Consider the following 11,889-nt stretch of genomic DNA (forward strand, 5'->3'; position numbering starts at 1 on the left):
AGCGTCCGCCGGGCGGACGCCAACAAGAGGCAGGCCAATGCCCATAAGACTGACAAACAACCCCGTTGGGAGGAAACCCATGTTCACCAGACGCACGCTCCTCGGCGCTCTCGCCGCGGTCACCATGCTGTCCACTGCCGTCCCTGCCTTCGCGCAGGACAAGCTCGACATCGCCCTCATCTCCAAGGGCTTCCAGCACCAGTTCTGGCAGGCTGTTAAGGCCGGTGCCGACAAGGCCGCTGCCGAGTTCAACGCCAACGTGACCTTCGAAGGCCCGGAAACCGAAAGCCAGGTCGATCGCCAGATGGACATGCTGGCCGCTGCCCTGTCGCGCCAGCCGGACGCGATCGGATTCGCCGCCCTAGACAGCCAGGCCGCGACCCCGCTGCTCGAGCAGGCCAAGGCCGCCAACATCCCGGTCATCGCCTTCGACTCCGGCGTCGATAGCGACATCCCGCTGACCACCGCGACCACCGACAACGTCGCGGCCGCCGCGCTCGCTGCCGACAAGATGGCCGAGCTGATCGGTGGCGAGGGCAAGGTTGCCATCGTCGCGCACGACCAGACCAGCCGCACCGGCATCGACCGTGTCGACGGTTTCAGCAACCGGATCAAGGAAGCCTACCCCAAGATCGAAGTCGTGACCGTGCAGTACGGTGCCGGCGACCAGCTGCAGTCGACGGAAATCACCAAGTCGATCCTGCTCGCCAACCCCGATCTCAAGGGCATCTTCGGCGCCAATGAGGGCTCGGTGCTCGGTGTTGCCAACGGCAAGGTGGAGCTCAACAGCAACGTCGTCGTCATCGGCTACGATTCCGGCGCCGCGCAGAAGGCCTTCATCGAAAGCGGCGTGATCGCCGGCGCCATCACCCAGAACCCGGTCGGCATCGGCTACGAGACCGTCAAGGCCGCAATCGCCGCCACCAAGGGCGAGACCCTGCCCAAGGTCATCGATACCGGCTTCTTCTGGTACGACAAGAGCAACATGACCGCGCCGGAAATCGCCGCGGTTCTCTACGACTGATCCACGCCTGACCTGGCCGGGCGCTCTCGGGCGCCCGGCCTTTCTCTTGCCTGCCGGACGGGTTCCGATGACCAAGATCACCTCGCTCTCCACCCACGACCTGCGCTTTCCCACCTCGGCCACGCTCGATGGTTCGGACGCCATGAACCCCGATCCGGACTACTCGGCCGCCTATGTCGTGCTCGGCACCGACGGCGCGCATGAAGGCCACGGCCTCACCTTCACCATCGGACGCGGCAACGAAGTCGTGGTTGCCGCCATCGAGGCGCTGAAAGCGCGCGTGCTCGGCCTCGAACTCGACTGGATCTCCGAGAACCCCGGCCGCTTCTGGCGCCACGTCACCGGCGACAGCCAGCTGCGCTGGATCGGCCCCGACAAGGGCGCCATGCATCTCGCCACCGGTGCCGTGGTCAACGCCGTGTGGGATCTGCTGGCCAAGCACGCGGGCAAGCCCGTCTGGCGCTACGTCGCCGACATGACCCCCGAGCAGCTCGTTTCAATCATCGATTTCCGCTATTTGACCGACGCCATCACGCCGGACGAAGCGCTGGCCATCTTCCGCAAAGCCCAGGCCGGCAAGGCCGAGCGTATCAGGACGCTCGAGGCCGAAGGCTATAAGTGCTACACGACCTCCGCCGGCTGGCTGGGTTATCCCAACGAGAAGCTCACCCGCCTCGCCACCGAAGCAGTTGAGGCCGGCTTCACCCACATCAAGATGAAGGTCGGCCGCGACCTCGACGACGACATCCGCCGCCTCGAGATCGTCCGCTCGATCATGGGGCCCGACCGCTACCTGATGATCGACGCCAACCAGGTTTGGGACGTCGGCCAGGCCATCGACTGGGTGCGCTCGCTCTCGCGCTTCAACCCGTACTTCATCGAGGAACCGACCAGCCCCGACGACGTGCTCGGCCACAAGGCCATCCGCGACGCCATCGCCCCAGTGAAGGTGGCGACCGGCGAGATGTGCCAGAACCGCATCCTGTTCAAGCAGTTCATCACCTCGGGCGCCATCGACATCGTCCAGATCGACGCCTGCCGCATCGGCGGGCTCAACGAGGTACTGTCGGTGCTGCTGCTCGCCGCCAAGTTCGGCCTGCCCGTCTGGCCGCATGCCGGCGGCGTCGGCCTCTGCGAGTACGTCCAGCACCTGTCGATGATCGACTATCTCGTCGTCTCGGGCACCAAGGACGGCCGCGTGATCGAATATGTCGACCACCTGCACGAGCACTTCGTCGAGCCCTGCGTCATCCAGAACGCCGCCTACATGCCGCCCAAACTGCCCGGCTTCTCCATCGAGATGAAGCCCGCCTCCATCGCGGCCAACACGTTCAAGCCGGCTGCCTAGCTCATCAGGTCGTACGCATCGCCCCAGGTGTCCGATACCGTATACCCTTGCGGGTATGGGTCGGTCGGGTCGACGCCGATCTGGTGGATGCCGTGGATCCAGCCGCGGCCGGTGATCACCGGCTGCACCGCCGGCTTGCCTGCCACCGTGGTGTCCCCGGCATAGGTCACGGTGAATGTGGAATCGATGATCGAGCGTGCCGTGAACGTGTCACCCGGCTTTGCCAATCCGCGCGCCGCCGCCACCGCCAGCCGCGCCGAATTGCCCGTGCCGCAGGGCGAGCGATCGATGCGTCCCGGCGGCATGATCGTTGCGCCCTTGAGCTCGCCCGCCTCGTTGTGGCTGACGAACATGGTGTAGCTGATCCCCTTGATCGCCTCGATCTCGGGATGCGCGATCTGCATCTGCCTGTTCACCGCGCGATGCACCGCGCTGCCCGCCTCGACGAGCTTCCGCGCCATGTCCGGCCGGATCTCGAGCCCGAACTGCGCCGGGTCGATCAGCGCATAGAAGATGCCGCCATAGCCGATATCGACCTTCACCTTGCCGAAGCCGTCGACATCCACCACCGCATCGAGCTCGTGCGCATAGGACGGGTTCATGCTCAGCGTCACCCGCTCGCATTTGCCGTTGCGGCAGGTCGCGCGTGCCGTCACTAGCCCCGAGGCCGTATCGATCCGCACCACCGTCTCCGGCTCGGTCATCGGCAGCATGCCGGTCTCGAGCAGTACGGTGGTGAGGCAGATGCTGTTCGAGCCGGACATCGCATGTGCCCGGTCGCCCTGCAGGATAATGAAGCCGATATCGGCATCGGGGCGGGTCGGTGGGAAGATCAGGCAGGTGCTCATCTGCGCCGAGGCTCGCGGCTCGAACACCAGGAACTTGCGCAGCGACTGGTCGCCGTCGTTGAGGTGGCGCAGCTTGTCCGCCATGGTCGCGCCCGGCACGTCGATCACCCCGCCGGTGACGATGCGCCCCACCTCCCCCTCGGCATGAGCCTCAACCAGGGTTACGGTCTTCGACCAGCGCATGGGCAGCTCTCCACCTGTCCCGCGCTGTATCCAATGCGCCGCGGACACTGTCAATTCATCCTGTCGACAGATTGACGACACGACGCTAGAACCAGGCTGAAACCCCACGCCTACCCACATCCGACGGAGTTCCTTCTGGCTCGCATCGCTGTCATCGGAGCCGGTATCATTGGCGCTTCGATCGCTACCTGGCTCATCGGCGATGGCCATGACGTCGCCGCATACGAGCGCGAGCCGGATGGCCGTCCCGCCTCGGCCGGCAACGCCTCGCTGATGGCCCTGCCCGAAATCGCTCCGCTCGCCAGCCCCGGCGTGCTGACGGCCGTCCCCGGCTGGATGCTTGACCCGCTGGGCCCCCTGACGGTGCGCTGGCCGGATGTCCCGGCGCTCACCCCTTGGCTCGTCGCCTTCCTCGCCTCGGCCACGCCCTCGCACGGCACGAAGGTCCGTGCGGCCCTAACCGGCCTGATGCGCACCGCGCTCGAGGATCACTTCAAGCTCGGCCGCATCGATGGCCTCGATGGCCACCTGCGCCAGACCGGCTACATCTCGGTCCACGACAACGAAGCCAGCATCGCCGCCGCCCTGCACGAGGCCGAGCTGGTGAAGCAGGCCCTCGGCTACCCCTACGAGCGTCTCACCACCGAGGCCGCCCAAAAGCTCGTGCCGCAGCTCGAAGGCCAGTTCGCCGGCGCCGTGCACCAGCCGGTCTACTGGACCGCCTCCAACCCGCTGACCATCCTCCGCCACCACCAGGCCTTCATTCGCGCGAAGGCCGAGCTGATCCCGTCCGAGATCACCGCAATCGCCCCGGGGGCCGACCGCATCGGCGTGCTCCGTGCTGGCGGCGTGATCGACTATTTCGATCGCGTAGTCGTCGCCTCCGGCGTCTGGTCGCGCGAACTGGTTCGCGGCCTCGGCGTAAGGGTCTTGCTCGAGACCGAGCGCGGCTACAACACCACCTTCACCGATCTCGGCTGGAACCTCAGCATGCCGGTCGGCTTCGCCGACCACGGCTTCATCGCCACCCCGTTGGTCGATGGCCTGCGCGTTGGCGGCGCAGTCGAGCTCGCCCGCCCCGGGACTGCCCCCAACTACGGCCGCGCCAAGGCTATGCGCGCCAAGATGCGCCGCTACGTGCCGAGCCTGCCCGAAGGCGGCAGCCAGTGGATGGGCCGGCGGCCCTCCACCCCGGATTCGCTGCCGGTGATCAGCCGCCACCCCAGCGATCCGCGCATCGTCTTCGCCTTCGGCCACGGCCATCTCGGCCTGACCCTGAGCGCCGTCACCGCGCGTCTTGTGTCGGAAATGATCGCCGCCCGGCCGACCGACGTGTCAGCCTTCGATATCGCGCGCTTCAACTAGGCGGTCAGCCGCTCCGGTTCGCCGTCGACGGCCTGCGGCTCGCTGCCATGGACGAACACACGGTTGCGACCCAGTTGCTTTGCCCGATAGCAGGCAAGATCGGCGGCCATCGTCACCGACTGCACCGTGTCGTCCGGCTGCCCCAGCGCCACAAAGCCAATGCTGGCGCTGATGGTGAAATGGGCGTCCTTCCACAGGAAGGGCAGGTCGGCCAGCGCCAGGCGCAGCCGATGTGCCGTGGCCAGCCCATGGTCGTGCGTGCTGCGGCGCACGATCACCGCAAACTCGTCGCCGCCCAGCCGAGCCGCGAGATCGTACTCGTCGATCGCCAGCATCAGGATGTCGGAGACCGCACAGAGCAGCCGGTCGCCTGCCGCGTGGCCTGCGGTGTCGTTCACCTGCTTGAACCGATCGAGGTCGATGAACAAGAGCGCCACCGCGGTACCATCCGTCAGCCCTTCGGCCAACACCTTCTCGAACGCTGCCCGGTTCGGGAGCTTGGTCAGCTGGTCGTGCATCACCTTCCAGGTGAGGTCCCCCTCGAGTTCCCGGCGCTGCCGCACGAAGCCGTTGAGCTGCCACAGCGTCATCGCCACGAACAGCGCCGCGACGAGGAAGTTCGCCGCGAACAGCACGGCCTGCACGAAGCGCGTGCCCTGACCCAGCGAGGTCGAGAACCGCTCGGTGAGCGGGGTGACCATGTTGTTGATCGCGTCGAGCCTGATTTTCCAGCTGCTGCGTTCGGCCCGTCCGGCATCGGGCTTTGCCGCCACCTCGTCGGCCAGCGTATCGAGCTGCATCAGCAGCGGTTCGGCCGCCCGCCAGTGCCCAATCGCATCGCGCATGTAGCTGAACCAGCCGAAATTCTGGAACAACCAGATGATGCCGGGAATATCGGCGGGCAGGTTGCGCCCGCGCCGGAAGCCGTCATAGGCCGCCACGTAGTTGGGTGGCCGCTTCTCGAGCGCCAGGCGCGCGTCGCGGTCGCCCATCGGCACGTCGAAGCTCAGCTCGTAGCGACGGAGAAATACAGACTGCCCGGTGTCGACATATCTGTTGAGAAAATAGATCGCGTTATGCTGTGCCTTCGACCACTGACTTTCGCCAGCAACATAGGCGCGCAGCGTCGTCACCATCTGTAGACTGAATGTCGCGAGAACAACTTGCAGGACGATAATGGCGACGAATGGCCAGGCGACGGTCGCCAGCCGCAAACTCGACTTCCTGTCGAGGACAGATTGTCTGCCACGCTCCTGCATGGGTCTCGCCCAAACTCAATATCCGAGCCCAGGAGGCAGCTCCTTAACGGGTTGCCCTGCCGCAGCGCAGCAATTTTACTTACCCGATGGAATTTAACTCAGCGACCGCAACAGGTTGCCCGACACGTGGCCATCCGGCAACAACCCGACGCGCGCCTGGAAGTCGATGACCGCGGCACGCGTCTTGGGTCCGATCACCCCGTCCGGTGAGCCGATGTCGTAACCCTTGCGCAGCAGCATGGTCTGCACCTGCATGCGATCGGTCTTGTTGAGCGCGGTGTCTTGCGGCCAGGGCGATACGAATCCCCCAGTGCCGATGATCCTGTCGGCCAGGTGTCCCACGGCCAGCGCATAGCTGTCCGAGTTATTGTAGCGCTTGATCACGTCGAAGTTCGGCAGCACCGCGAACACCGGTCCCTTGCCGCCCATGGGCATGTAGAGCCGTGCCGCGTCGGCCGGCCGCGGGAACGGCTTGCCGCTCGCCCGTACCACACCGATCCCGCTCCAGTCGCCGAGCGTGGCGTTCACACGGGTCCACACATTCTGGTAGTTGAAGTCGCTCGGCAGCCTCACCTCGTAGCCCCAGGTCTCGCCGGCTCGCCAGCCGAACGAGTTGAGGTAGTTGCCGATCGAGGCAAGCGCATCGGGCACCGAGCCCCAGATGTCCTTGTGCCCGTCGCCCTTGAAGTCGACGGCATATTTCATGAAGCTCGACGGCATGAACTGCGGATGCCCCATCGCGCCGGCCCACGAGCCCACCATGTTCTTGGCACGCACATGTCCGCCCTCGAGGATCTGCAGCGCCGTGATCAACTCGGAACTGAAATAATCGGCGCGATAGCCGCCATAGGCGAGGCTCGCCAGTGCATGCACCGAATTGGTGCCGCCCATGTAGCCGCCATAGTTGGTCTCGATGCCCCAGATGGCAAGCATGATCTCGGGTTGCACGCCATAGCGCGAGGCAACCGCCCCGAGCGTCTGCGTCCATTCCCGCCTCATACCTTGCCCTCTGCCGGCCTGCCCGTTGGTTACGCGCTTGCCCACGTAATCGGCGGCAGTCGACACGAACTCGGGTTGCTTGCGGCTGAGGTCGAGGACGCTGTCGAGCGGCTTGAAGCCCCCCATCGCGACATCGAACACCTTTCGTGACACCCCCTTGGCCCTGGCACGGCGCCACACCCCGTCCACAAAGCTGGATACTGAAGCAGAGGCAGGCGGGGCCACCAGCATCGAGCCGGCGAGCGCAGCGGCGCCCAGGGCGAAGGAGCGGCGGGAAAGCGAGAACGCAACGGGCTTGCTAACGCGGGACATGGAAGCCTCGGAACTGAACGAACGCCAGGGAAACGCGACGAGCCAAGCGCCGGAGACTCTCCGGGCGCTTTCTGGCGATTCTGCGGATCGGATTTAAGATCGCGTTAAGCGTGACTTCGCGATCGCGTGATCTGCCGGTGGTTAGCGATTTTTCCGCGCAACCTGCGGCGATTTGCCCTCAATTTGCGGCGGGCCGCGTAGCACGTCAGCGCTTTAGCACACGAAACAAAGAATTTAATGTACGAGATGCGCGATCCAAAAAACCTCGTACATTCAAGGCGCTTAGCCGGCGCAAGTAGTTCCTGCCGCCAACCCGTTGCGGCAACTACCATTCCAGCTGTTGACTCGCAGGACTCTGCTCACTAACCCTTGTAGATATTAGGGAGAAGCCGGTGCTCTGGAGGAGTCCGGCACTGGTGGGGGAGACGCCAAACCGAATGCCATTTGGCACGATCTGACTGTCCAGTGGGCAGCACAATCAAAGCGCTTCGAGTGTGACGATCCGTCCGCCCGGTCGAAACTGGCGGGCGAGCGGGAAATTGCTGCCCGCCCCGATGAACGCTGATTGCCACTGGCCTGATGCCTCCGTGGGAGGACCAAGCGGATTACCTGGTCGCGCCGAAGCATTGGTCACCCGGACGGGTGGATGCTCTCACGCGACGAGATCGGATGGAGAAGAGGAGAAACTAGGGCCAGGTAGGGCCGCATCGATTGCACTAGACCGCCGCCAAGGCGTTTTACTTCCATGACAGTCAAGGGAGAACCTGTCACATGGTCAAATCCAGACTAATCACTGCGGCACTGCTGGCGCTCGGCGTCTCGGCGATGCCCATGGCCGCGATGGCGCAAAGCCCGCTCGCTGCTACCGCACCCAAGGAAATCGTGCCGGCCTCGCTGTCGGAGGTTCCGCGCAACCAGACTGCCGTGCTCGGCTGGGGCGTCGCGCTCTCGTCGCCGATCGGCGTCACCAACCCGTGGGCCCTGCCCGGCTACACCCACCAGGAAGGCAACGCCTTCATGTGGGAGCCGCTGATGTACTTCGCCATCTTCAAGGGCGAGTATGTTCCGTGGCTGGCCGACAGCATGGAATACACCGACGACACCTTCACTGCTCTCGAGATCAAGCTGAATCCGGGCGCCAAGTGGAGCGATGGCGAGCAGGTCACCGCCGCCGACGTGAAGTTCACCTTCGATGGCCAGCTCAACAATTCCAAGCTGCCCTACAACGCCCACTTCAACCAGTTCGTCGAGTCGACCGAAATCGTCGACGACCTCACCGTGCTGGTGAAGTTCAAGGCCCCCGCTCCGCGCTTCAAGTTCGAAGTGCTGACCGAGAAGTTCGACACCGGTATCCCGATCGTTCCCGAGCACTTCCTGGCCGACAAGCCGGACGTGAACATGGAGCCCGGCGGCGTCGACATGCCGCATTCGGGTCCCTATGACCTGATCGCCTGGAACGCGGCGCAGAAGATCTTCGACTACCGTCCCGACTGGTGGGCCGTGGCCGCCGGCCGCATCGCCGAGCCGGCCGTCAAGCGCGTCATCATCGCCAATATCACCGGCGTCTCGATGGACACCGTGGCCCAGCGCCTCGTGAACAACGAGTTCGACTCCGCGCTCGACATGCGGTCCTCGGTTATCGGCAACATCCTTGCCCAGAACCCCGAGATCACCACGCACACCGGCAATGCGTCGCCGTTCGGTTATCTCGACTGGTGGCCCAACTCGCTCTGGATGAACACCCAGCTCGAGCCGTACAGCGACCCCAAGGTGCGCCGCGCGATGAGCCTCATCATCAACCGGGATGTCATCAACGACATTCTGTATGAAGGCGCCCAGATCGCCACCATCTATCCGTTCCCGCTCTATCCGAACCTGCAGGCTTTTGCTGACTCGCCCGCCGTCAAGGCGCTCGAGGAGCAGTACCAGCCGCGCCTGTTCGACCCCGATCAGTCCGCAGCCCTCATGACCGAAGCCGGCTTCACCATGAACGGCGACGGCCTGTGGGAGAAGGACGGCAACACCGTCGACGCCACGATCCAGGGCTTCGAAAACATCCACGGCGACATCGTTCCGATCCTGGTCGAAATGCTGCGTCAGGGTGGCTTTGATGCCTCGATCAACTTCGGTCCCGACGCCAACCAGAACATGATCGACGGCAAGGCCGGTCTGTACATGTTCGGTCACGGCGCCTCGCTCTACGACCCGTTCGAGGCTCTGAACCTCTTCCACGGCAAGTACAGCGCCGCCATCGGTTCGTCGGCCGGCAACAACCGCTACTCGCGCTACAACAACCCCGAGTACGACGCCATCCTCGACTCGATCGCCCCGCTCTCGTCGGAAGATCCGAAGTTCCAGGAAGGTGCCGCTCAGGCTCTGGGCATCTACTGGCGCGACCAGATCGATATCCCGATCATCCAGTGGCTGCACCGCATCGCCTACAACCAGCACTACTGGACCAATTGGCCGACCGAAGCCAACCCGGCCATGGGCACCAATGGCGCCTTCTGGGCCCACACGGGCATGCTGGTCATCACCTCGCTGCAGCCGTCCGGCGCGCAGTAATCGATCCCGACATTGGAGTGCGCGTCCGCGCGCACTCCTTCACTTCACGGTGCCGGAGCTGCCCAAGTGAATTTCAAGTTGATCGCAAAGCGTCTCGCTTTCCTGGTTCTGGTCATCTGGGCCGCATCCACGATCGTATTCTTCATCCCCCGCCTGTCGCCGCGTAACGCCATCCGCGAACGTTTCTCCGAGCTGGCACGTTCGGGCGGCTTCTCGCCGGCCGACATGGAAGCCATCATCACTTCCATGAACCAGCAGTTCGGCCTCGATCGGCCCCTGCTCGAGCAATACTGGAACTATCTCGGCAACATCGTCCGGCTGGATTTCGGCTACTCACTGAACCGTTATCCCTCGACGGTTACCGACATCATTTCCCAGGCCCTGCCCTGGACCTTCTTCCTGCTCCTCGTCACCACGATCCTGAGCTTCATCATCGGCAACCTGCTGGGCGCCATCTCGGCCTGGCCCAAGGCGCCGCGCTGGCTGCGCTCGATCGCGACGCCCTTCGTGCTGCTCACGGGCGTCCCCCCCGTCATCATGGGCGTGCTGCTCCTGTTCTTCATCGGCTTCCGCCTGAAGCTGTTGCCGCTCGGCGGCGCCTACTCGGTCGGCCTCGTGCCCAACTGGTCGTGGCCGTTCGTTCTGGACCTGCTGCGCCACCAGCTGCTGCCCGCGCTGGCGCTTATCCTCGGCTCGGTCGGCGGCTGGGTGCTCTCCATGCGCGGCATGGGCGTCACCATCCAGGGCGAGGACTACGTCAACTTCGCCGAGCACAAGGGCCTGACCGGCGGCCGCATCTTCCGCGACTACTACTTGCGCAACACGCTCTTGCCGCAGGTGACGGGTCTCGCCCTCGCGCTCGGCACGGTGGTGACCTCGGCGATCATCGTTGAGGGCCTCTTCGGCCTGCCCGGCCTCGGGACGGTGCTCAACAACGCCATCCGCTCGAACGACTTCCCGCTCATCTACGGTATCGTGCTGTTCATCACCATCGCGATCGCCGTGCTGATGGCGGTGCTCGAGTTCATCTACCCCCTGATCGACCCGCGCGTGCGTAACCAGTAGGAACCCGGACAATGGCGACAATTGCTGCAACTTCGACGGATACCTCCGTCCAGCAGCCGGGACGGCTCACCCTCCTGCTGCGCTACTTCAATCGCAACCGTGGCCTTGCCATCGGTCTGCTCATCCTGCTCGGGTTGGTGCTGTTCACCGTCATCGGCCTGCTCACCATCAACCCCAAGCACGCCTATCCGCTGGCAGTCGCGACCAAGCAGCCGCCAAGCCTGAAATATCCGTTCGGTACCGATTTCTTCGGCCGTAACCTGCTCGCCGCCATGGTGGTGGGCATGTGGCAGACCGCCGTGATCGGCGTCATCGCCGGCGGCCTCGGCACCATCATCGGCGTGATCCTTGGCTTCATTTCCGCCTATTTCGGCGGCTGGATCGATGCCACCATTCGCACCGTCTGCCAGATCCTCACCCCCATCCCGGTGCTGCTGATCCAGGTTGTGGTGGCCGGCTCGCTCGACAAGCGCGACGTCACCATCGTCACCATGGCGCTGATCGTCGTGATGCTCGCCTGGATGGGACCGACCCTGGTTATCCGCTCACAGGTGCTCACCATGAAGGAGCGCCAGTTCGTGGCCGTGGCAAAACTCTCCGGCGTGGGTGATCTCGCGATCATCTTCAAGGAAATCCTGCCCAACCTTTTGCCTTTCATCGCCGCGGCCTTCGTCGGCCAGGTCTTCTCCGCCGTGTTTGCCTCCTTCTATCTCGCCGTGCTGGGCCTTGGCCCATTGCGCGAGCCGCTGCTCGGCAACCTCATCTGGGCGGCGCAGCTTCAGGGCGCCTTCTTCAACGGCTGGTGGTGGTGGCCGATCGCCCCTTCCATCGCGATGATCCTGATCCTGGGCTCGCTCGCCCTCATCAACATGGGCCTCGACGAACTGGCCAACCCGCGCGTGCGGCGGACGGAGTAATGAC

General features: G+C 64.5%; 9 protein-coding genes. 6 read left to right on the forward strand and 3 right to left on the reverse strand.

The features are described 5' to 3' along the window. Positions 1 to 79 precede the first annotated feature (79 nt). Entirely contained in the window at positions 80 to 1,024 is a 945-nt protein-coding gene (locus tag AC3A6I_RS14785; RefSeq protein WP_487544487.1) for a substrate-binding domain-containing protein, read from the forward strand. A 67-nt stretch (positions 1,025 to 1,091) separates the two neighbouring features. After that, positions 1,092 to 2,372 (forward strand): L-fuconate dehydratase, encoded by a 1,281-nt coding sequence (locus AC3A6I_RS14790; RefSeq protein WP_487544488.1) that lies wholly within the window; start codon positions 1,092 to 1,094, stop codon positions 2,370 to 2,372. On the opposite strand, the gene AC3A6I_RS14795 is transcribed toward AC3A6I_RS14790, so the two are convergent. Then, positions 2,369 to 3,403, reverse strand: coding sequence for a proline racemase family protein (locus tag AC3A6I_RS14795; protein WP_487544489.1), 1,035 nt, complete (start codon positions 3,401 to 3,403; stop codon positions 2,369 to 2,371). The two genes, AC3A6I_RS14790 and AC3A6I_RS14795, sit on opposite strands and share 4 nt — an antisense overlap. A gap of 153 nt (positions 3,404 to 3,556) precedes the next feature. Between AC3A6I_RS14795 and AC3A6I_RS14800 the strand changes: the two genes are divergently transcribed. Then, positions 3,557 to 4,768: an NAD(P)/FAD-dependent oxidoreductase gene (locus AC3A6I_RS14800; protein ID WP_487545036.1), complete on the forward strand. Its 1,212-nt coding sequence runs from the start codon at positions 3,557 to 3,559 to the stop codon at positions 4,766 to 4,768. On the opposite strand, the gene AC3A6I_RS14805 is transcribed toward AC3A6I_RS14800, so the two are convergent. Both AC3A6I_RS14805 and AC3A6I_RS14810 read right to left on the reverse strand, forming a co-directional pair. Then, the gene (locus AC3A6I_RS14805; protein WP_487544491.1) at positions 4,765 to 5,982 is read right to left on the reverse strand and encodes a GGDEF domain-containing protein; all 1,218 of its coding nucleotides are present in this window, start codon (positions 5,980 to 5,982) and stop codon (positions 4,765 to 4,767) included. The two genes, AC3A6I_RS14800 and AC3A6I_RS14805, sit on opposite strands and share 4 nt — an antisense overlap. A 138-nt stretch (positions 5,983 to 6,120) precedes the next feature. Next, a complete protein-coding gene (locus tag AC3A6I_RS14810) occupies positions 6,121 to 7,338 on the reverse strand; it encodes a lytic murein transglycosylase (RefSeq protein ID WP_487544492.1) in 1,218 nt (405 codons plus the stop codon). 771 nt (positions 7,339 to 8,109) lie between these two features. Here AC3A6I_RS14810 and AC3A6I_RS14815 point away from each other — a divergent pair. From AC3A6I_RS14815 to AC3A6I_RS14825, 3 genes are all read left to right on the forward strand, one after another. Then, positions 8,110 to 9,903, forward strand: a complete 1,794-nt coding sequence (locus tag AC3A6I_RS14815; RefSeq protein ID WP_487544494.1) for an ABC transporter substrate-binding protein — start codon at positions 8,110 to 8,112, stop codon at positions 9,901 to 9,903. 66 nt (positions 9,904 to 9,969) lie between these two features. After that, positions 9,970 to 10,968, forward strand: a complete 999-nt coding sequence (locus AC3A6I_RS14820) for an ABC transporter permease (protein ID WP_487544495.1) — start codon at positions 9,970 to 9,972, stop codon at positions 10,966 to 10,968. An 11-nt stretch (positions 10,969 to 10,979) separates the two neighbouring features. After that, entirely contained in the window at positions 10,980 to 11,885 is a 906-nt protein-coding gene (locus AC3A6I_RS14825; protein ID WP_487544496.1) for an ABC transporter permease, read from the forward strand. The last annotated feature ends 4 nt before the right edge of the window (positions 11,886 to 11,889 follow it).

It is taken from the genome of Devosia sp. Soil_C_22 (assembly GCF_057657195.1).

Bases quoted from the DNA above. Each gene is read 5' to 3' on its own strand.
- AC3A6I_RS14785 (WP_487544487.1), top strand. From the start codon at position 80: ATGTTCACCAGACGCACGCTCCTCGGCGCTCTCGCCGCGGTCACCATG.
- AC3A6I_RS14795 (WP_487544489.1), bottom strand. From the start codon at position 3,403: ATGCGCTGGTCGAAGACCGTAACCCTGGTTGAGGCTCATGCCGAGGGG.
- AC3A6I_RS14790 (WP_487544488.1), top strand. From the start codon at position 1,092: ATGACCAAGATCACCTCGCTCTCCACCCACGACCTGCGCTTTCCCACC.
- AC3A6I_RS14815 (WP_487544494.1), top strand. From the start codon at position 8,110: ATGGTCAAATCCAGACTAATCACTGCGGCACTGCTGGCGCTCGGCGTC.
- AC3A6I_RS14825 (WP_487544496.1), top strand. From the start codon at position 10,980: ATGGCGACAATTGCTGCAACTTCGACGGATACCTCCGTCCAGCAGCCG.
- AC3A6I_RS14810 (WP_487544492.1), bottom strand. From the start codon at position 7,338: ATGTCCCGCGTTAGCAAGCCCGTTGCGTTCTCGCTTTCCCGCCGCTCC.